Source organism: Lysobacter tyrosinilyticus (assembly GCF_054779815.1).
Genome location: NZ_BAAGXN010000001.1, coordinates 539,848 through 561,502, shown reverse-complemented (window position 1 = coordinate 561,502; position 21,655 = coordinate 539,848). Strand labels below are relative to the sequence as shown.

At 65.4% G+C, this 21,655-nt stretch carries 15 protein-coding genes; 6 read left to right on the top strand and 9 right to left on the bottom strand.

Features of this window, described 5'->3' with window-relative positions; genetic code table 11:
• Positions 1-68 precede the first annotated feature (68 nt).
• From ACYVGK_RS02345 to rhlB, 6 genes are all read right to left on the bottom strand, one after another.
• Positions 69-887, bottom strand: a complete 819-nt coding sequence (locus ACYVGK_RS02345; RefSeq protein WP_460731615.1) for an SGNH/GDSL hydrolase family protein — start codon at positions 885-887, stop codon at positions 69-71.
• 47 nt (positions 888-934) lie between these two features.
• Positions 935-1,645, bottom strand: coding sequence for a uracil-DNA glycosylase (gene ung, locus ACYVGK_RS02340; RefSeq protein WP_460731614.1), 711 nt, complete (start codon positions 1,643-1,645; stop codon positions 935-937).
• Positions 1,646-1,835: 190 nt separating this feature from the next.
• Positions 1,836-2,678, bottom strand: a complete 843-nt coding sequence (locus ACYVGK_RS02335; RefSeq protein ID WP_460731613.1) for a response regulator — start codon at positions 2,676-2,678, stop codon at positions 1,836-1,838.
• A 90-nt stretch (positions 2,679-2,768) separates the two neighbouring features.
• Positions 2,769-3,707, bottom strand: a complete 939-nt coding sequence (gene ftsX, locus ACYVGK_RS02330; protein WP_460731612.1) for a permease-like cell division protein FtsX — start codon at positions 3,705-3,707, stop codon at positions 2,769-2,771.
• Complete coding sequence (gene ftsE, locus ACYVGK_RS02325; RefSeq protein WP_460731611.1) at positions 3,704-4,390, bottom strand: cell division ATP-binding protein FtsE; 687 nt, start codon at positions 4,388-4,390, stop codon at positions 3,704-3,706. The genes ftsX and ftsE overlap by 4 nt, the downstream gene beginning before the upstream one ends.
• A gap of 198 nt (positions 4,391-4,588) precedes the next feature.
• The gene (gene rhlB / locus ACYVGK_RS02320) at positions 4,589-6,271 is read right to left on the bottom strand and encodes an ATP-dependent RNA helicase RhlB (protein ID WP_460731610.1); all 1,683 of its coding nucleotides are present in this window, start codon (positions 6,269-6,271) and stop codon (positions 4,589-4,591) included.
• Between the two features lie 240 nt (positions 6,272-6,511).
• Here rhlB and trxA point away from each other — a divergent pair, with 240 nt between their 5' ends.
• The 3 genes from trxA (at position 6,512) to ACYVGK_RS02305 (ending at position 10,230) form a co-directional block, all read left to right on the top strand.
• Positions 6,512-6,838 carry a thioredoxin gene (gene trxA, locus ACYVGK_RS02315; protein WP_460731609.1) on the top strand — a complete coding sequence of 109 codons (327 nt, stop codon included), beginning with the start codon at positions 6,512-6,514 and terminating at the stop codon, positions 6,836-6,838.
• Positions 6,839-7,149: 311 nt separating this feature from the next.
• Positions 7,150-8,829 (top strand): transcription termination factor Rho, encoded by a 1,680-nt coding sequence (gene rho / locus ACYVGK_RS02310; RefSeq protein WP_460731608.1) that lies wholly within the window; start codon positions 7,150-7,152, stop codon positions 8,827-8,829.
• 366 nt (positions 8,830-9,195) lie between these two features.
• Positions 9,196-10,230, top strand: coding sequence for a LacI family DNA-binding transcriptional regulator (locus ACYVGK_RS02305; protein ID WP_460731607.1), 1,035 nt, complete (start codon positions 9,196-9,198; stop codon positions 10,228-10,230).
• 188 nt (positions 10,231-10,418) lie between these two features.
• Here the strand turns inward: ACYVGK_RS02305 and ACYVGK_RS02300 are convergent, their stop codons facing one another.
• Positions 10,419-12,146: an alpha-amylase family glycosyl hydrolase gene (locus ACYVGK_RS02300; protein WP_460731606.1), complete on the bottom strand. Its 1,728-nt coding sequence runs from the start codon at positions 12,144-12,146 to the stop codon at positions 10,419-10,421.
• Between the two features lie 140 nt (positions 12,147-12,286).
• Positions 12,287-13,804 (bottom strand): MFS transporter, encoded by a 1,518-nt coding sequence (locus ACYVGK_RS02295; RefSeq protein WP_460731605.1) that lies wholly within the window; start codon positions 13,802-13,804, stop codon positions 12,287-12,289.
• Between the two features lie 157 nt (positions 13,805-13,961).
• On the opposite strand from ACYVGK_RS02295, the gene ACYVGK_RS02290 reads away from it, so the two are divergent.
• The 3 genes from ACYVGK_RS02290 (at position 13,962) to ACYVGK_RS02280 (ending at position 18,743) form a co-directional block, all read left to right on the top strand.
• Positions 13,962-15,578, top strand: coding sequence for an alpha-glucosidase family protein (locus ACYVGK_RS02290; RefSeq protein WP_460731604.1), 1,617 nt, complete (start codon positions 13,962-13,964; stop codon positions 15,576-15,578).
• A 112-nt stretch (positions 15,579-15,690) separates the two neighbouring features.
• The gene (locus ACYVGK_RS02285; RefSeq protein WP_460731603.1) at positions 15,691-17,715 is read left to right on the top strand and encodes a glycoside hydrolase family 97 protein; all 2,025 of its coding nucleotides are present in this window, start codon (positions 15,691-15,693) and stop codon (positions 17,713-17,715) included.
• Between the two features lie 5 nt (positions 17,716-17,720).
• Positions 17,721-18,743 carry an alpha/beta hydrolase gene (locus ACYVGK_RS02280; protein WP_460731602.1) on the top strand — a complete coding sequence of 341 codons (1,023 nt, stop codon included), beginning with the start codon at positions 17,721-17,723 and terminating at the stop codon, positions 18,741-18,743.
• 91 nt (positions 18,744-18,834) lie between these two features.
• On the opposite strand, the gene ACYVGK_RS02275 is transcribed toward ACYVGK_RS02280, so the two are convergent.
• Entirely contained in the window at positions 18,835-21,447 is a 2,613-nt protein-coding gene (locus ACYVGK_RS02275; protein ID WP_460731601.1) for an alpha-amylase family glycosyl hydrolase, read from the bottom strand.
• Positions 21,448-21,655 lie beyond the last annotated feature (208 nt).

The following is a 21,655-nucleotide window of genomic DNA, read 5'->3' as shown; positions in this document are numbered from 1 at the left end:
CGAGCCACGAACGGCTCGGCCTTTTTATTTCCCGAATCGACGACTTGATTCGGTCGACCTGCTACGGCTCAGCGCGCGCCACCCACGATTTCGGCGTACAGCTTGTCGCCGACGATGCGATGCACGGCAGCGGAGGGATGGTCCTCTAGGTAGTAGAAGTACGCATCCGGTGCTGCGCAGGGCGTGGCGTCTTCGTGCAATAGCGGATTGCCGGCACAGCGGGTCTGCGTGTCCGTGATGCCATAGCGCGCCGGGTGCACAAGGATCTCGTCGAGATACTCGCCGAACCGGTTGAGCCGCACGTCGATGTGCAACCGCTTGCGCAACGAGGGGACAAGTGCGCGATAGGCGGGATTGAGCCTCGCGCCTTCGCTGCTGAAAGCCGGGATCCTGGTCGGCAGCAACGCCAGCGATACGTGGCGCGCTCCCACGCTCTTCAGCAATTCGATCTGACGGGTGAGATTGTCGCGAGTCGCCGTCGTCGGCATGTCCACGTCATTGAGACCGCCTTCGATGAAGAACAGCGTCGCATCCGGATCGAACCGGATCTCGCCACGTTGCACCCGGGCCACGAAGTCGTCGACCTGGTTCTGCATGCCGAGCTCCAACCGGAAGCCACCGAGCTCGCGCCCCGCGTTCTCGCCGGTGCCGGCGCCGGCGACGGAAAAATTGATGCTCTGGCCGTTGGCGTCCGGATCCTTCGCATGGGTGAAGGAGAGCTGCATGCGTTCGGCGAGACGCGCAACGGCGGTCGGGCCATTGCCCCAGGAATAGCCCGCACCGGTGTCGGAATAGCTGTCGCCGAAGACATACAACCGATCGTAGATCGCGGCCTGTGCCGCGGATGCGAAACCGAGGAGCCCCAACGCCAACAGCAGCAGACGCATAACTAATCCTTGTCGTGTGAATTGGCGGCGATGTTACTCGACGCGACTTACGCGACGAGTTCCGCGCGCCGCGGCAACGACCAGTCGACCGGCGCTTGCCCGTGCTGGGCCAGATAACGATTGGCGGCAGAAAAATGCCCGCAGCCGATGAAACCGCGATGCGCCGACAACGGCGAGGGATGCGGCGCCTTCAACACCAGATGCCGGCGCGGATCGATGACCTTGCCCTTGGCCTGCGCGTAGCTGCCCCAGAGCATGAACACCAGATGCTCGCGCTCGCGATTGAGCACTTCGACGATGCGGTCCGTGAAACCCTCCCAACCCTTGCCCTGGTGTGCACCGGCGCGACCTTCTTCGACGGTCAACACGGCGTTGAGCAACAGCACGCCCTGTTCGGCCCAATGCGTGAGACAGCCATGGTCGGGACGCGAAATGCCAAGGTCACGCTGGATCTCTTTGTAGATATTGTCCAACGACGGCGGCACCGCGACGCCCGGCTGCACGGAAAAACACAGGCCATGCGCCTGGCCGAAGCCGTGGTAAGGATCCTGTCCGAGGATCACCACCTTCACCGCATCGAAGGACGTCGCATCGAGTGCGGCGAAGATCTGCGGCCCCGGGGGGAAGATGCGCGCGCCATTGGCCTTGCGTTCGCGCAGGAACGTGGACAGCGACTGCATGTCCTCGCGCTGCAGGTAGTCGCCGATGCGCGACTTCCAGGACGGATCGAGTTTGGTGCGATCGGCGGCTTCGTTCATGGCGTCATTCTAGAGGGTGCCAACGCGAACCTTGTCCGACCGGGTGGTGCTGCTCACCGCCAGGCGCGGCGCTACGAGGCGGTCAATTGCGAAAAACCCGCGCTTTGTAGAGCGGAGCTTGCTCCGCTGCTTCGCCATGGGATCGAAAATCAAAGGCAGCGGAGCAAGCTCCGCTCTACAAGACTCACTATCAGGCGTCGAGCGCCCGCTGCTCCGGCATCCGCGCCACGCGCAGTTGGAACAGGGTCTTGGTCACCAGCAGGCGCTCTTCGATCGGCTTGAGTACCAGATCGTTGGCGCCCATGCGCAGCAATTCGCTCTGGTTGTCGGGATTGGCATCGCCGGTCATCACCAGCACCGGCATGCGGCGCTTGCCGTAGCCGAAATCGTTGCGGATGTGCTTGAGCAGATCGCTACCTTCCAGCTTGCCCTTGAGATAAACGTCGGTGAGCACGAGATCCGCACCAGGATCGTCACCGCCGCGATGCTGCTCGAGGTATTCGATCGCCTCTTCCACGCCGACGAAATGCACGACAACGAGTCCGTTGCGCTCGAGCATGCGCTTGGTCGCGATCGCGACGACCTTGCTGTCTTCCACGTACAGCACGCGCGCGCCGGGAATCGGCTCGGGCTGCACGTAGCCGCGAATGAAGGCGGCCAGCGCGCTGTACCCCAGCCCCTTGTCGAAGTAATCGGTGACGTCTTCGGTGAAGCGGCGCGCTTCCAGCGCATCCTGTGCGTTGCCGGAGACGACGATGATCGGCACGTAGGCCTGTCCCGAGGACTCGCGCACCGTGCGTGCAAGCGCGATGCCGTCGCCATCGGGCAGCACCAGCGAGGTGGTGACGAGATTGACCGCGCCCTGTGCGAGCGCATTGCGCGCCTCTTCGATGCTGCCGCAGGCCACCAGCTCGGCGTTGGCGACTTCACGCACCAGCACGTCGCCGATCATCTTGCGCACCAGCTTGCTGCCGTCCACGACCATCACGCGCGGAGCAGCATTGTCGAGGTGGCGCAGATCCTGCGATGACATGAGGACTTCGAAGCAGCGGGGCGAGTCGCGAGTGTACGCGCTGCGCCGGTCGTTTACGTGGCGATGATGCGACGCCCGTCGGCTTTTTACCTAGGTTTCCGTCGGACGGGTCTGGCGCAGGTAATGACCGGTCACGAAACCGGCGCCGAGCCAACCCAGCACTCCCGCGCCGAGCACGATCGCGGCGGCCTGCAGCGGGTCGAAACCGTGCAGTGCGAAACTGCTGCCGTAGCTGCGCGCGAGTCCAGCCAACGGCGCGCTTAGCGCACTGTCGGTGGCGGTGAGCAACACCATCGCAAATGTGCCCGCTAATACGCCATAGCAGGCGCCCAGATAAAGGAACGGCCGGCGGATGAAGCCGTCGCTCGCGCCGAGCAACTGCAGCACGCTGATTTCGTCACGACGCGACTGGATATCGAGTCGGACCGTGTTGCCGACGACCAGCAATGCACCCAGACCCAGCAGTGCAGCCAGCACCCATGCCAACCGCGTGCCGAAGCGCAGCCATTGATCGAGTCGATCGCGCCAACCAGCGTCATGCTGGACAACGTCCACCTCAGGCAGCGCCTGTAGCGAATCCGCCAGCGTGGCTTCATCGCCGCGTGGCGTGACGATCAGCAGGCTCGGCAGCGGATTGTCGTCGAGCGCCGACAACGAGTCACCGAGTCCACGCTCACGCAGCTCCTCGAGGCCCTGCGCAGGTGTGCGCATTTCGACGCGGGCAACTTCAGGACGCGCCCGCAACTCGGCCGCCAATGCATCGGCTCGTGCGGATGCCACTTCGGTCTTAAGGAATACGCTGATCTGCCGCGACTGCTGCACGTTGCCGGCAAATCGCTCGATGTTCTGCAAGGTGGCCCACAGGCCGAGCGGCAGCGCGAGCGCCATCGCCATCACGCCGACGGTGAGCGCGGTCGACCAAGGCTTGCGCAACATGCGTCCGAAGCTGGCGACCAGGCTGTAGACGTGATGATCGAACCACATGCCGATCCGAGATTGCGACTTGATCGCGTCGACTTCGGTATTCATTCGGCCAGTTCCTGCGGCGAGATGTCGTCGACCAGACGGCCCTGGTTGAGCACCAGCACGCGCTTCTTCATGCGCTTGAGCAGGTTGAGGTCGTGACTGGCCACGAGCACGCTGGTGCCGCGCTCGGGCAACGAGGCGAATAGCGCGAGGATTTCCGCCGATAACGTGGGATCGAGGTTGCCGGTGGGTTCGTCGGCGACCAGCAGTCTGGGTTCGCCGACGATGGCGCGCGCGATGCCGACACGCTGCTGCTCGCCGGCGGACAGCTGTCCCGGCAGTGCCTGGGCGCGCGCGCCGAGGCCGACCTTGTCCAGCACGCTGCGAACGCGCTTGGCGATGTCGCCGCGGCGCATCCCGCGCAGCACCAACGGCAGACCGACGTTGTCGGCGACGCTGCGGTCGGTGAGCAGACGGTGATCCTGGTAGACGACGCCGACGTCGCGGCGATGCAGGGCGATGCGGCCGCCACGCACCTTGGCGAGATTCTTCTCGCCGAACAGCACCGCGCCGCGCGAAGCGCGCTCACTGAGATGGATGAGCTTTAGCAGCGTGCTCTTGCCGGCGCCGGAGTGGCCGGTGACGAAGAGCATCTCGCCCGGAGCCACTTCGAAGCTGACATCGGTCAGGGCGTGATGACCGCTGTCGTAGCGTTTGCTGACGTTGTCGAAGCGCAGGACGCTCATTCAGTCGGATGGTCTGCCAGTGCAGTGGCAAGTATCGACGGCTTTGCCCCGGTTTTGTAGCGCGAGGCTAGCCTGGCCTTCGTAGATCCGGGCCTGCCCGGATCGCTCTTGTGCGTCTGGCGCCGAGCAGGCTCGGCGCTACGGCAAAGTCAGCGGAGCAAGCTCCGCTCTGCAAAGTGCCTCGCGGGCCCGCGTCGCTCAGTGCTGCGAGCTGGGCGCGCGGGTGATCAGCTTCTTCAGGCCGTGACCGATGCGTGCGAGCAGGCCGGGCTTGGCCGGTGCCGCTGCAGCGACGGGCTTGGCCGGCACGTTCATCGGTGCATTGCCCGTCTGTACGGCCTCGCCGTTCTCGAGGCGGCGACCACCACGACGGCGGCGGCGCTTGCGCGGTGCGCGGTCGCCTTCCACGGCCGGAACCGCCGCGTTGGCGGCCACCGGCGGCTGGGCCGGACGTTCGGTGCGCGGCGGACGGGCCTCGCCCGGAGTGCGTTCGCGACGCGGACCGCCTTCGCGCTTGGCACCGTCGCGCGAACCCTCGCGACGACCACCAGCGCTACTAGCCTTGCCGCCGCGGCTGCGACCACCGCCACGACGCTCCTCGTCGGCGGCACGCTGCTCGCGGGCTTCCTTGAAGATCGCGCCGATGGTTTCTTCCTCGGCTTCTGCTTCGGCACCGGCCGGCACTTCGCGCGGCGCGCGCGGCAGCGCGACCAACAGCTCGGCTTCGACCGCCGCGACCGGCAGCTTCTGCTCGATGTAGGCCTCGATGTCCGGCAGCGACATCGCATAACGCTCGCAGGCGAAGCTGATCGCGTCGCCTTCCGCACCCAGGCGCGCGGTGCGGCCGATGCGGTGCACATAGTCTTCCGCGTCGAACGGCAGGTCGTAGTTGTAGACGTGAGAGACGCCATCGATATGCAGGCCGCGCGCGGCCACGTCGGTGGCGACCAGAATCTCGAGTTGGCCCTTCTGGAAGCGGTTGAGCAGCGATTCGCGCTTCTTCTGCGGGACGTCGCCGGAGAGCACGCCGACGCGGTAGCCGGCCTTCTCCAGCGAACGCGCCACGCGTTCGACAAACGCCTTGGTGTTGACGAACACCATCGTGCGCGCGCCTTCCGAGCGCGAGAGCAGGCCGATCAGCAGCGGCAGCTTTTCCTCGTCAGCGGGGAAGTAGATCTTCTGGCGCACCTTGGCCGCGGTGACGAACTCGGTCTCGACGACGAGCTTCTCCGGCTCGTTCATGTGCTCGTAGGCGAGCTCGAGCACGCGGTGGCTCAGCGTCGCCGAGAACAGCAGGGTCTGGCGCGTGGTGCGCTCGGGCATGCGCCGCAGCAGGAAGCGGATGTCCTTGATGAAGCCGAGATCGAACATACGGTCGGCTTCGTCGAGCACGCACATCTCGCAGGCGTGCAGCGATACGACCTTGTGCTGCTTGACGTAATCGATCAGGCGGCCGGGCGTGGCGATGATGACGTCCGCGCCCTTCTGCAGGATCTCGCGCTGCTTGTCGTAGTCGACGCCGCCATAGACCAGGGCGAACTTGAGGCCCAGCTCGCTGCCGAACTTCACCGCGTCCTTGTGGATCTGGATCGCCAGCTCGCGCGTCGGCGCCAGGATCAGCGCGCGCGGGTCTTCCGGCTTGCGTTCGGCCAGCGCGGGACGAGTGAGCAGGCGGTTCATCACCGCGACCAGGAACGCCAGGGTCTTGCCGGTGCCGGTCTGCGCCTGGCCGGCGACGTCGCGGCCGGCCAATGCCAGCGGCAGGGTCAGCGCCTGGATCGGCGTGCAGCGGGTGAAGCCGGCGGCTTCGAGCCCGGCCAGCAGGCTCGGGTGGAGCTCGAACGAGTCGAACGTAATGTCGGTTAGGGGCTTATCGCTCATCAGTGTTTCATCGGTGCGCGCGGTGCGCGCTTGCAGGGTGGCGGCCTGCCGTCGCAGACTGCCGGGGCCGGTCGCGGCGGCATCGGATGGTGCTCTTGCCGGCCCGGTCGGGCGTCGCGCCAGGACTTGAAGCCGGCGCGTAACGCCCCAGTTTAACCCACGGTTCCCTTCCATATTCCTTGCCCCGCCCATGCTGCCGGGGCGCCACCCCCTTCAGAGGGGGCTTTCCAGGAGATTTGCGTGAGCGACAAAGTGATGCATGTCGGCGATGCCGATTTCGATGCCGTCGTGCTGGGCTCGTCCGAGCCGGTCCTGGTCGACTTCTGGGCCGAATGGTGCGGCCCCTGCAAGATGATCGCCCCGGCCCTGGACGAATTGGCCCAGACCTACGACGGCAAGGCCAAGATCGTGAAGATCAACGTCGACCACAACCGCGCCAGCGCCATGAAGTACCACGTGCGCTCGATCCCGATGCTGCTGCTGTTCAAGAACGGCCAGATCCACTCCCAGCAGATCGGTGCCGTGGGCAAGGCCCAGCTCAGCCAGATGATCGACAAGGCGCTGTAAGCGCTGGAAGCGCCCCCTCCCGGGAGGACGGGGCGCTGCCTCATGCCGGAGGCTCCGCCCAGGCGAGCCCGCCAAACAGCTCTTGGCCTGCTTTTTCCCGCTCGCCGCGGCTCGTTCATCATTCTTGGGACTGAACCTCTTTCGCGGCGCGCTTGCCGCCGCGCAGCCGCGGTGCTAGTTTCGCCCTTGCAGGCGTTCCGGCGATTCCGGATCGTGAATTCCCGGCGCCGCGCCCCTCTTTCCCGATACCCACGTCCCTGACGTCCCGCTCGCCTGACGCGAGCGCTCGCCGCTTAGCGAGGATTCCCTGCTTGTCCGATAACACCCCCGATTCCGGCGAAACCGCCGAGAAGCGCGTGCGCAAGGCACGCGTCGTGAAGGCCGACGCTCCGGCGGCCGCCGCCGAAAGCTCCCCGGCCGCCGCGCCCGCCCCACCGCGCGAAGCTGCTCCGCCTCCGCCTCCGCCTCCGACTCCGCCGCCGGCCGCCGAAGTGGCCGCGCCGGCCCACGCCTCAGCCGACAACGCCCCGTCCCAGAACGGCAGCGACGGCGGCCACGGCCAGCAGCGCGACGGCAGCGGCGAAGGCCGCGGCAACCGCCGCGACCGCTTCCGCAACCGTCGTGATCGCCAGCGCGACCGTTATCGCGACGGCGGCATGCAGGACGACGGCGGCAACACCGAGCAGTTCGTCCCGCGCCCGCACCCGCAGGTGCCGGAGGGCTTCCCGGTCTATTCGCTGGGCGACCTCAAGCGCATGCCCGCGAACCGCCTGCTCGACATCGCCGAGCAGCTGCAGATCCAGGAAGGTGTCGCCCGCGCCCGCAAGCAAGACGTCATCTTTGCCGTCCTTAAGGTCCTGACTCGCCACGGCGAAGGCGTCGCAGCCGACGGCGTGCTGGAAATCCTGCCCGATGGCTTCGGCTTCCTGCGCTCGCACGAGGCCAGCTACCTGGCCGGTCCGGACGACACCTATATCTCGCCCAGCCAGATCCGCCGCTTCAACCTGCGCACCGGCGACCACCTGTCCGGCCGCATCCGCTGGCCCAAGGACGGCGAACGCTACTTCGCCCTGGCCGTGGTCGACACGATCAACGGCGAGCCGCTGGAAGCGTCCAAGAACAAGGTCCTGTTCGAAAACCTGACCCCGCTGTTCCCGCGCCGCAAGTTCAAGCTCGAGCGCGCCGACGGTTCGACCGAAGACATCACCGGCCGCATCCTCGACCTGATGGCGCCGCAGGGTAAGGGCCAGCGCGCACTGATCGTCTCGCCGCCCAAGGCCGGTAAGACGATGATGATGCAGCAGGTCGCCACGGCCATTACGCACAACCACCCGGACGTGCACCTGATCGTGCTGCTGGTGGACGAGCGTCCGGAAGAAGTGACCGAAATGCAGCGCACCGTGCGCGGCGAAGTGGTCTCCTCGACCTTCGACGAGCCCGCCGCGCGCCACGTGCAGGTCGCCGAAATGGTGATCGAGCGCGCCAAGCGCCTGGTGGAGCACAAGAAGGACGTGGTGATCCTGCTCGACTCGATCACCCGTCTCGCCCGCGCCTACAACAACGTCGTGCCCTCCTCGGGCAAGGTGCTGTCCGGCGGCGTCGACGCCAACGCCCTGCACCGTCCGAAGCGTTTCTTCGGCGCCGCGCGTAACGTCGAGGAAGGCGGCTCGCTGACCATCATCGCCACCGCGCTGATCGACACCGGCTCGAAGATGGACGAGGTGATCTACGAAGAGTTCAAGGGCACCGGCAACTCGGAAGTCCACTTGAACCGCCGCATCGCCGAGAAGCGCGTCTACCCGGCGATCGACATCAACCGCTCGGGCACCCGCCGCGAAGACCTGCTGATCGAGCCGGAGCTGCTGCAGAAGATCTGGATCCTGCGCAAGCTGCTGCACGGCATGGACGAAATCGGCGCGATGGAATTCCTGCTCGACAAGATGAAGACCACCAAGTCGAACGACGAGTTCTTCAGTTCGATGAAGCGGTAAAGCTCTTCATCACGATCGCATCACCACGACGCCGGCTTCTGCCGGCGTCGTTGTTTTTGCTTACCCCTCGCCCCGCTTGCGGGGTGAAGGCGGGCGTTTATGCGCCACTGGCGCATGCCCGACTGAACGCCCTTGCGCTATGCGTAAGGGCCGGGGGCAGAGCGAGGGACAGCCTCGCGCGGTCGCGAAGCGGGCAGAGTGAGGGGACGTGACGCGTCAAGTAAAAGCGCCCCTCATCCGCCCTTCCCTCCGCGGGCTATCGCCCGCTACGACCTTCTCCCCGCTAGGCGGGGAGAAGGACAAGAGTGCTTGCCGCCCCACGCACCATTCGGACTACACTCCAGCGGTCCTTCAGTGCCCGCCCGCATGCGCAGCAAGAAATCCCGCGCCACGTCCGTCGATATTGCCCACCGCGCCGGCGTCTCGCAGGCCACCGTTTCGCGTGTCCTACGCGGCAGTTCACTGGTGAATCCGGAAACGCGCCAACGCGTAATGGATGCGGTGCGCGAACTCAACTACAAGGTCGACCATCGCGCCTCCAGCCTGCGCACGCAGCGCTCGGGCACGCTGGCCTTGCTGCTGTTCGAAGATCCGACACCGGACGAGTCGCACATCAATCCGTTCTTCCTGTCGATGCTCGGCTCGATCACACGTGCGTGCTCGCGTAATCGCCACGACCTGCTGGTGTCGTTCCAGCAGCTTTCCGATGACTGGCACGCCGACTACGAAGACAGCATGAAGGCCGATGGCCTGATCCTGCTCGGCTACGGCGACTACATGGTCTATCGCAGCAAGCTCGACCAGCTGGTCGGACAGGGCACGCACTTCGTGCGCTGGGGTCCGGTGTTGCCGGACCAGCCTGGTATTTCGATCGGCTGCGAAAACTTCCAGGGCGGGCAACTCGTCGGCGAACACCTGCTCGGTCTGGGCCGCAAGCGCGTCGCCTTCCTTGGTCACGCCTCCAACCACTATCCCGAGTTCTTCGACCGCTATCGCGGTTGCGACGCGGCGCTGCAGAAGGCGGGCGCGTCGATGCATGCGGATCTGCAGGTCGATGCGGAAAGCTCGGAAGAGGCCGGTTACGCCGCCGCGGTGACACTGATGGAGCGCGGGCGGCCATTCGATGCGCTGTTCGCGGCCAGCGATCTGATCGCAATCGGCGCGATGCGGGCGCTGGGCGAACACGGGCGCCATGTGCCTTGGGATGTCGCAGTGGTCGGTTTCGATGACATCCCGATGGCACGCTTCGCCAGCCCGCCACTGACCTCGGTGATCCAGGACACAGCGCGTGCGGGCGAGCTTCTGGTGGAAACACTACTCAAGCTCGTGCGCGCGGAGCCGGTCGAGAGCGTGATGCTGCCGCCGGAGCTGGTGGTGCGGCGATCGAGCACGGTGGGGTAAGACCAGGGGGCACGCTGTTCCCCCTCCCTTTCGCGGAGCGAAGGGGAGGGTTGGGGTGGCGTGCCTTTGTTGTTGCTTTGTTGTTGCTTTGTTCTGGCAGGCGACCAAGAGCAAAAGCATTCGCGCCTTCGGCGCTCAACCCCTCCCCCACCCTCCCCTTCGCTCCGCGAAAGGGAGGGAGCACTACGCTACTCGCGCGGATGCGCGCCGATCTGCGCGCGGTCCAAGGCAGAACGCAATTGCAGTTGCGTGACCGGCGCATCGAGCAGGTAGACCTCGACGCCATGCGCGGGCACGGTCGCGTTCAACACGCCACCTTCCACAACCTCGACGTCGCCGCCACCGATCGCGGCATGCCAATGCCCGCGTTGCAGCATGTCCTTGATTTCGAAACCCGCCGGTGACGCACCCTTGTTGAGCAACACCAGCGCGATCTGGTGCTCGGCGTCTTGCTGCAGCACGCGATAGAACGCTGCGCGCTCGCCCTGCATCAACGCATTGACCTGCAGGCCGCGCTGCAGCGCCGGCGTATTCCTCCGCAGATTGGCGATACGCCTCAACGACTGGAAGATCGGGCTCTTCGGCGCGGCGTCGACACGTTCCTGACCGAAATAGTTGCGATTCCCGGCATGCTCGACGGTGCCGCGTTCGAAGCCGGTCTCCGAGCCGTAATAGATCACCGGAATGCCGCGCGCGGTGAACAGGAAATTGTTCGCGTCGATGAAGCCTTCATCGCTGGCGTCCAGACGCGCCATGTCGTGGTTATCGTAGAAGGTCATCAGCTCGTACGGACGCTGATACGGACCGTCTTCCAGGTACAGGCGCTCGGCGATGCGCTCGAACCCCGCACCCTGGCGACCGAACACCTCGGCGACGCGCTCCTTCAGCGGGAAGTCCAGCACGCTCACGTTCGCGTTGCGCGGCAGCGTATGCGCGGCAATCGTCGCGGCGTCGTAGTTGAACGCCTCTCCGAACATGAAGAAGCCCGGGTGCTTCGTGCGAATCCGCGTCGTGAACGCATGCCAGTATTCGTTCGGCATCCACGGGATGGTGTCGATGCGGAACGCGTCCGCGCCCTGGTCGATCCATTGCGAATAGGCGCCGACGAAATAGTCGAGAACCGCCGGATTGTTCTCATTGATGTCGGACAACTGCGCCAAGCCGCCGTGCGTGTTGTAGAACGCGTGCAACGGATTGCCCCGCGGGTCGAGCTTTTCCGGCGGCAAGTTCTGATGGTCGGCGATCAGCTTGCCGACGGCATCGAACAGCTGGCCGAATTTCGGCTGCGGCTTTGCCATCGTGTAGGCCGGCGAGCCGTGATTGCAGACGATGTCGAGCACCGTCTTCAGGCCGTGCTGCTTCAGGCCGCTGGTGAGCCCGCGGAAATCGAGATCCTTGCTCGGCAAATGCTCGTCGAGCTTGTAGAAGTTGACGCCCCAGTAGCCGTGGAAGCCGGTCTTGCCGCGATCGGTGAACAGGCCGCCCCACTTCACCGGATCGCCGCCGGTGAAGGCTTCGTCGGGGTTGTCCACGATCGGCGTCACCCACACCGCGCCGAAGCCGAGATCGCGGATGTAGTCGGCGTTGTTGAGCAGGCCTTTGAAGTCACCGCCGAGGTAACCGATGTTGTCGCTGCGCCCGGCCGGCGCGCCCGGGACCGGGCGATCAAAGGTGTGGTTCGGTCCGGCCGCCTGGTCCCGCTGGTCGTTGCCGGGATCGCCATTGACGAAGCGGTCGGTCAGGACGAAATACACCGCGTTCGCGGCGAAGGGCTCGCTGGTTCCCACGTAGCTGCCATTGCTCGCCGCAGCGGTCGGCGGCGCACCGCGCACGGCCGGAACGGGAGCTGCGGATTCGCGCGCACAGGCAGCGAGCAGGAACGCGGCAATCATCAGTGTAGTACGTCGGTTCGTCATGTTCCGATCTGCCCGGGGTTCGTGGAGTACCTCTGCCTTGTAGAGCGGAGCTTGCTCCGCTGCTGTTGCCTTTGCCCTTTGCCTGGGCGGGCGAAAAGCAGCGGAGCAAGCTCCGCGCTACAAAGCGTGCGCTGATTCGATCAATTGGCCGGCGTCAAAGCCACCTGCTGCGCGGGCTCGCGCACGCGCAGCACGCACAACCCGGCAACCAGCAGGCTGATCCCGCCAATCACCAGCGCATAGATCGGTTGTCCGCCGAAGAACAGCTTGAGCAGCACGCCAAGCAGGCTCGCCGCCACCAGCTGCGGGATCACGATGAAGAAATTGAAGATGCCCATGTACACGCCCATCTTCTGCGCGGGCACGCAGTCGGACAGTAGTGCGTAGGGCAGCGACAGGATCGAGGCCCAGGCAAAGCCGACCCCGACCATCGACAGCAGCAGCCACTGCGGATCGCGGATCACCACGAAAGAGAGCAGGCCCAACCCGCCGAGCGATGCATTCACCAGATGCGAAATCCGCAGCCCCCAGCGCTTCACCATCCATGGAATCGCGACCGCCGCGAGCGCAGCGAAGCCGTTGTAGGCTGCAAACAACACACCGACCCAGTTCGCGCCCTCGTTGTACGCGGCCGACGTCGTGTCGCTGCTACCGTAATGCACGCCAGTCACCGCGCCAGTGGTGTAGATCCACATCGCGAACAGCGCGAACCACGAGAAGAATTGGACCACCGCCAGCTTCACCATCGTCGGCGGCATGTCGTGGAGGTCGTCGATGATGTGGGTGAAAGCAGTCTGTCCCTGCACGAATGTGCGCGCGAAGAAGGCCAGACCAAATCCCACGAACAGGCTGGCGAAGATGATCAACGCCTTGTCCAGACCGAACGCCACGACGCCGGCGATGCCTGCCACACCCACGGCCAGACAGGCCAACGAGGCCGCACGGATCGCGGGCACGTTCCGGGCGCGCGGTCGCAATACCGGCGCCTCGTCCCATGCCTTCAGGGTCTCGGGCGGGTATTCGCGCGTGCGCAGTACCGTCCAGCCGATCGCCAGCAGCAACACCGCACCGCCGGCGTAGAAGGCGTAGCGCACGGTATCGGGGACCTGTCCCGCCGCCGCGGTGTTGGACACACCCCATTTCGCCAGCAGCCACGGCAGCAGGCTCGCCACCACCGCGCCGACACCGATGAAGAAGCTCTGCATCGCGAAGCCCGTCGCGCGCTGCTTCACCGGCAGCTGGTCGCCGACGAAGGCGCGGAACGGTTCCATCGATACGTTGATCGAAGCATCCATGATCCAGAGCAGCCCGGCCGCGATCCAGAGCACCGGCGAATTCGGCATGAAGAACAGCGCCAGTGAAGTCAGCACCGCTCCGGCGAGGAAGTACGGGCGCCGCCGGCCCAGGCCCGTCCAGGTGCGATCGGAGAAGTGGCCGACGATGGGCTGCACCAGCAGGCCGGTCAGCGGCGCCGCGATCCAGAGCATCGGGATCTCCTCCATGCTGGCGCCGAGGGTCTGGAAGATGCGACTGACGTTCGCGTTCTGCAGGGCGAAGCCGAACTGGATGCCGAGGAAGCCGAAGCACATGTTCCAGATCTGCCAGAACGACAATTGCGGCTTGTTCTGTGTGCCTTGCGGCGCGACGGCTTGCTTCATCCGGTTGTCTCGATCGATGACGGCACGCATGGTAGTCAGCGCTCGCACTGCACAATGAAATGTAATCGTATTCAGGCGTTGCCGTGACCGGGGGGCCGCTCGGCGGAAGCAGCAACGTGGAATAGTCGCGGCTACGACGGAAAGGCTCGAGGACGTAATGGCGACGAACCGCTGGTGGCGTGGCGCGGTGATCTACCAGATCTACCCGCGCAGCTTCCTGGACACCAACGGCGATGGCGTCGGCGACCTGCCTGGCATCGTCGACAAGCTGGATTACGTCGCCAGCCTCGGCGTCGATGCGATCTGGATCTCGCCCTTCTTCAAGTCGCCGATGGCCGACTTCGGCTACGACATCGCCGACTACCGCGATGTCGATCCGCTGTTCGGCACGCTCGCCGACTTCGAGCGCCTGCTCGCGAAGGCGCACGCGCTCGGCCTGCGCGTGATGATCGACCAGGTGCTCAGCCATACCTCGGCGGAGCACGAATGGTTCCGGCAGAGCCGCGAGAGTCGCGACAATGCGCGCGGCGACTGGTACGTCTGGGCTGATGCGAAGCCGGACGGCACCCCGCCCAACAACTGGCTGTCGCTCTTCGGTGGCGTGGCGTGGACCTGGGAGCCACGACGCGGCCAGTACTACCTGCACAATTTCCTCTCGTCGCAGCCGGACTTGAACTTCCACAATCCCTACGTGCGTGCGGCGACGCTCGATAACGTGCGCTTCTGGCTGGACAAGGGTGTGGACGGGCTGCGCCTGGACGCGATCAACTTCTGCTTCCATGACGCGAAGCTGCGCGATAACCCGCCCAAGCCGATGGAACTGCGTATCGGCCGCGGCTTCAGCCCGGACAATCCCTACGCCTTCCAGTACCACCACTACAACAACACGCAGCCGGAGAACCTGCAGTTCCTCGAGGAGCTGCGTGCTCTGCTCGACCACTATCCCGACGCGGCCACGCTGGGCGAGATCTCTTCGGAAGACTCGCTGGCTACGATGGCGGAGTACTGCAACGACCAGCGCCTGCACATGGGTTACAGCTTCGAGTTGCTGACCGACGACTTCAGTGCCGGCTATATCCGCGGCACGGTCGAACGGCTCGAAGCGACGATGCGCGAAGGCTGGCCGTGCTGGGCGATTTCCAATCACGACGTGCAGCGTGCGGTGACGCGCTGGAATGGCAACGGTGCGAGCGACGGCTTCGCGCCGCTGCTGGTCGCACTGGTGTGCTCGTTGCGTGGCTCGGTGTGCCTGTACCAGGGCGAGGAACTGGGCCTGCCGGAAGCCGACGTTCCCTACGACGCGCTGCAGGACCCGTACGGCAAGACGTTCTGGCCCAATTTCAAGGGTCGCGATGGGTGCCGCACACCGATGCCGTGGGACAGTTCGGCGCAGGCCGGCTTCAGCGAGTATGCGCCGTGGCTGCCGATTCCGCTCGATCACATCGAGCGCAATGTCGCGGCCCAGGACGCGGATCCGCAGTCGGTGCTGAATGCCGCACGCGCCTTCCTGCGCTGGCGCAGGACGCAACCCGCGCTGCGCCAGGGGTCGATCCGATTCTTCGACACGCCCGAACCGGTGCTGGCCTTCGTCCGCGAGTGCGAGATGCAGAGGCTGCTGGTGGTGTTCAACCTCTCGGCGACCGCGATCGAATGGCCGCTGCCATCCGATCTGCAGGTGCAGGCCGTTGCCGCACCGGGGGTGCACAACGGCCGGATTGAGCAAAGAACCGTGCAGCTGCCCGCGCACGGCGCGCTTTACGCGGTTGCTTTGTAGTGCCGAGCTTGCTCGGCACGCTTTGCGTGACGGCAGGAAGGAGCGCGCCGAGCAGCAGGCCCGGCACCTATAAAGAACACTCACATCCCAGCGTGTTGTTGAGGGATTCCAGATGCGCCCGATCGTCCTCCTGATCCTGCTCTGCACCGCAAGCTTCGCGACCCATGCCGAAACCGTCGCCAGCGTCGAATCTCCAGACAAGACACTGCGGGTCGAGCTCGACCTCAACGGCGAAGGTCGGCTGGCGTACCGGGTCCTGCGCAAGGGCCAGCCGCTGCTCGCCGATTCGCGCCTTGGCTTCATCCTGCGCAATGGTCGCCAGTTGCTGCGAGGCCTCGCGCTGGAACAGCAATCCACACGCGGCTTCGACGAAACCTGGGAGCAGCCCTGGGGCGAGCGCCGCTTCGTGCGCGACCACCATAACGAGCTGCGTGCCACGTTCGTCGAACGCGACCACGATCACCGCCGCTTCGACATGGTGTTCCGCGTGTTCGACGACGGCGTCGGCTTCCGCTACGAACTGCCGAAGCAACCGGCGCTGGACGAAGTCCAGATCCAGGAGGAACTGACCGAATTCGCGATCGCGCAGCCGGCAACCGCGTGGTGGATCCCAGCGTTCGAATGGAACCGCGAGGAATACCTGTACCACCGCACACCACTGGCCGAAGTCGGCATCGCGCAGACGCCGCTTACCCTGCGCACCAGCGACGGCACCCATATCGCCCTGCACGAAGCCGCGCTCGTCGACTACGCCGGCATGAACCTGGCGAAGGGCGACGACGGCCGGCTGCGCGCGATGCTGACCCCAGGCAGTCCGGCGAAGGTTGTGCGACACACGCCGTTCAGCACGCCGTGGCGCACGATCCAGATCGCCGATCGCGCCGGCGGACTGGTCGAATCCAATCTGATCCTCAACCTCAACGAGCCCAACAAGCTCGGCGACGTCAGCTGGTTCAAGCCCTCCAAGTACGTGGGGGTGTGGTGGTCATTGCACCTGGATCAACAGAGTTGGGCCACCGGCCCAAAGCACGGCGCGACCACAGAGAATACGAAGCGCTATATCGACTTCGCGGCCAAGCATGGCTTCCGCGGCGTGCTGGTCGAAGGCTGGAATGTGGGCTGGGACGGCGACTGGTTCGCCAACGGCTGGGGTTTCAACTTTGCCAAAGCCACGCCGGACTACGATCTCGCCGCGCTCGCGGCCTATGCGAAAGCGAAAGACGTGCACCTGATCGGCCACCACGAAACGGCCTGCGCGGTGAGCCATTACGAGCGGCAGATGGACGACGCCTTCGTCTTGTTCGAACGCCTGGGCATCGATGCGGTGAAGACCGGCTACGTGTGCGACGCCGGCCAGATCGAACGCCAGGACGAAATCGACGGTCCGGTGGTGCGCGAATGGCACGAAGGCCAGTGGATGAGCAATCACCACCTGCACGTGCTGGAAGCGGCCGCACGGCATCACATCGCGATCGATGCGCACGAGCCGATCAAGGATACCGGCCTGCGTCGCACCTATCCGAACTGGGTATCGCGCGAAGGCGCACGCGGCCAGGAATTCAACGCCTGGGGCAATCCGCCCAACCCGCCCGAACACGAGCCGAACCTGATCTTCACCCGCATGCTGGCCGGCCCGATGGATTTCACGCCCGGCGTGGTGAGCCTGAGGGGCCGCAACGGCCAGGTGATCCAGAACACGCTGGCGCGCCAGCTCGCCGATTACGTGGTGCTTTACAGCCCGATCCATATGGCGGCGGATCTGCCCGAGCACTATGCGCAGCACATGGACGCGTTCCAGTTCATCGTCGACGTGCCTACCGACTGGCAGGACACGCGCGTGCTCAACGGCGAAGTCGGCGACTTTGCCACCATCGTACGCAAGGACCGCAACAGCGAGGACTGGTATCTGGGCAGCGTGACCGACGAAAGCGCGCGCACCCTGGAAATCCCGCTGATCTTCCTTGATCCAGGACGCAGCTATGTCGCGCAGATCTACCGCGATGGCGACGGCGCCGACTGGAAGACCAACCCGTTCGCCTTCGTGCGCGAAGAGCGGACGGTGAAGCGCGGCGAGACGCTGACGCTCCGGCTAGGCAGCGGCGGCGGCGCGGCGATCCGGTTTCATCCGAAGCGGTGAGCGACGTGAGTCCGGGGTCGGTTCGTCCGTGCGCAATCGTTCGCATCGCGGCCTCGCTGTGCGGCGCGCTGCTGCTCAACGGTTGCGCCCACCGCCATGGGGAGCCGCAACGCAGTGTCGCGGAGGCAGTAGCTCAGTCCCAGATCGATGCGCTGCTGCTCGCCGCGCCGGATGTCGCGCCGGCACCGCTGCGCGTTCGTGTGTATCTGCCGCCGAACTACGCAGTGGCGTCCCGCGAGCGCTATCCGACGCTCTACATCAACGATGGACAGGACATGGAAGCGGTGGGCCTGCAGGACACGCTGGCCGCGTTGTATGCGAAAGATGCAATCCAGCCGGCGATCGTCATCGCCATCGACATGCCGCCCGATCGCATGGGCGCCTATGGCCTGTCGGATCGCGCGCACGGTCACAGCGTGATTGCGCAGACCAGATACGGCCCAGTCGGCACTACCGCACACGCCTACAGCGAGTGGGTGACGAAGACACTGGTCCCGATGATCGATGCGCGCTATCGCACGCGCGCCACGCCGAAGCAACGCGCGGTGCTCGGCTGGTCGCTGGGCGCGCTCAACGCCTTCAACCTGGGTTGGCAGTATCCGGAAGTGTTCGGCCGGGTCGGCGCGTTCTCGCCTTCATTCTGGCTGTCGGCCGAAAGCGGCGATGTCGATGCGGTACAGCGCACGCGCCTGGCCCAGCAGATGGTGGCAGCCGGGAGTCCGCATCGGCGAACGCTGCGGCAATACTTCGCGGTCGGCACCCGCGAGGAGGCCGCCGATCGCGATGGCGACGGAGTCAACGATGCGCTGGACGATACACGCGACCTGATCGATGGCTGGCATGCCGGTGGCGCGCTGAAGACACGGGGGCTGCGCCAACTGGGCTTCCGCGTGAATCTCGAATATGCAGTGCATCCCGCGCGCAGTGACGTTGTCCTGAATGTGCTCGAAGGCGGCCAGCACAATCAGGCATCGTGGGCGCGGATGCTGCCCGGCTTCCTGCGTTGGGCATACGGCAAAAGCGACTAACCGGATTCTCTTTGTAGAGCGGAGCTTGCTCCGCTGCCTTTGCCGGGTAGCTATGTGAAAGAGCGGCGGAGCAAGCTCCGCTCTACAAAACTCAAGGAACCATCAGCACCGCGCTGGCATCCATCACCAGTGGATCGCTTGCACCCTCGCCACCGCCGAAAACGGCCGCTCCTGCCGTCGGGGCCAATCCGCGATAACCGCCGTCGTAGTCCCAGGTCGTGACATAGAGCCGCGCACCGTACAAGGAACGAACCCCATCCAGCGACCGCGCCGGCAGGGTGAACGTGACCGTGTTCGCCTGCACGTCGGCTTCAATCCGCGCGCCCGGCACGACCTTCGCTCCTTCGTTGCTTGCCGAAGCCCCGGCCGCACTTGTCAGAACGTTGGACCAACCGTGCGCTCGCAGCCGATAGTGCCAACGCATGCCGTCGGGCAACGTCGCGTTCTGCAGCGGCATGATCGTGGCGCCATCGGTACGTCCCGGCAGCTGCAGGTAGACGGTGAAGGCGACATGATCGAAGCCGTTGGCGGGATTCCACGCAGCGACGACATCGCGCAATCGCAACTGCAGCTTCAACGCACCGCCCGAACTCCACGCCTTTACCCCGAGCAGATCGGCGGGACGACGCTCGCTCCAACCTGAGTCCAGTGGATAGCGGTAGTGGCCCTGCGGTCCGTCATCGTCGCCCTCTGGATCCGTGGCCTCGATGTCCAACCGCCACGCGCGATCCACACGGAACTCGTGCCGCGTGGAAGCCCGTGCCGCTGTGGGGTTCCATGCAACCACGGAATGGGGCACGTCGGGATCGATCATGTCGCTGGTATCCAGCCTCGCCTGCCAGCGCCCATGCGCATCCGCGTGCGTGCGCACCGCAGCGGCGAGGTCACCATCGACGACCAGCTGCACGGCATCCCTTGGCGCGGCATGCCCGCGCAGCGTGAAGTCGTCGCTTACCTGGGATAAGGCACCCGCATCCAGTACCGGTGCACCGTCGTCGCGCTCGTGCGGAGCCGCCGCGGCGACCGCCTCCCAGACAAAGCCCGAGCGCGGCGGCAACACCACACTGACGCGACCGCGCGTATCGGCAGCCAAAGCCGGTGCCGCGCCATCGATCGCGAACCGCGCGCGCCAGCTTCGATCGGACGCCAGTCCTGTCGCCAGGTTGTCTAGCAGGGCCGGGCGATCGGAGGAATTGAATACGATCAGCGCCGAGTCGCCGTTCGCGTCCATGCGCCAGGCCAAGACGCCGGGGGTGGCGGAATTCGCGGCAAGCACGACCGGCGTGCCGCGCGAGAGCACGCGATGCTCGCGGCGCAATGCAATGGCGCGCCGCAGATAGCGGTACAACGGCGCTTGCGTGTCGAAGTGATCACGGTCTTGCGCCCTGAAGCCGCCAGCGAACATCGCGTCGCGCTGCCCGGTGAAGCCCTGCTCGGTGCCGTAGTAGATCGTCGGAATGCCGGGCAGGGTCATGATCGCCAGCAGCGCCTGCTTCAGGCCGGCCTCATCGCCGGTCGCGAGGAAGCGGTCGACGTCGTGATTGTCGACGAAGGTCGGCATCAGCCAGGGCTGCGCGTGCACCCGCATCATGTCGTCGATGCGCCAGGCCAGCTCGCGCGTCGGACGACCGCGGGCGAATACATCGCCGAGCGTGCCGTACAGCGGGAAGTTGATCATGCCGGGCAACAGCGTATTCGCGCCTTCGCCGTTGCCACGCATGTAGCTGTCGATCTTGCGCGCGTTGCGGTCGTCGAAGGCACGATCGAGCCCGAAGCCTTCGCCGAACACATGGAAATTGGCGCGCCCCGTGGCGGCCGCAACGTGCGACATGCCCGGATGACGCGGATCAGGCGACTGTAGGAAATCGGCGAAATACTCCGGCGGCACATAGAACGCGGTGTCGACACGGAACCCATCCACGCCCACTTCGCGGATCCAGTAACCATAGGCCGCGCGTAGCGCGTCGCGCACTGCAGGATTTTCGGTATTGAGATCGTCCAGGCCGGCCAGTTGCCAGTTCAATTCCTGGTTGCGGTCGTTGTAATCGGCGATGTCCGGAGTCCAGTGGTAGATCGCCGCATCGCGATCACGACGGCGCCGCGGATCGTTCAGGAAGAACGGTGATCGCGCCGGCGCGGCTTCGCCAGCTCGCGTCGACTGCAGCTGGAAGTGCGCCCGCGGATCGTCCAGCTTCCAGCCGTCCGAGTAGGCGAAATAGTTGCCAACATGGTTCACCACCACGTCCTGGACCAGGTACATGCCTTCGCCGTGGATCGCGCGGGAGAGGGCCTGGTAATCACCCAGCCTGCCGAAATGCGCGTCGACCGCCTGGAAGTCGCGCGCCCAGTAGCCGTGATAGCCGCCGTACTGCGATGCCTCGCTCCACCACTGATTCGCCACGGGCGGAGTGATCCAGATCGCGGTGGCGCCAAGCCCGCGAATGTAGTCGAGTCGCTCTCTCACACCGGCGAGGTCGCCGCCGCTGAACCTGGCGCCGTCCGCCGGATCGTATTCGCCCGCGTGCTGGTCGTTGTTGCTCGCATCGCCGTCGGCAAAACGGTCGACCATCAGGAAATAGATCACCTGATCGCGCCAATCGGGAGACGGCACGTGCAATCCGGCGGGCGTTGCCTCTGCCGCGCGCACCAGCGGTGCAGCTGCGAGCGCCAGCGCCAGGACACAGCTGCCGGACCATCTACCCACGACACCTCCGCTTCGACAGGTTGGAGCGGACACCGCCGCCGGCCGGACTATTCCACGCGGTGGTGATGCCGACGCCAGTTTGCCGCGGCCTTTCCCATGAATACGTATGCAAGGGAAATTGTGCGGTTGCGCCCGGCACTACCATCGACTGGCGTTCGCGGGAAGCCATTGCTCCCGCACGTAAAGGTTCACGAGCCGCGCATTGCGG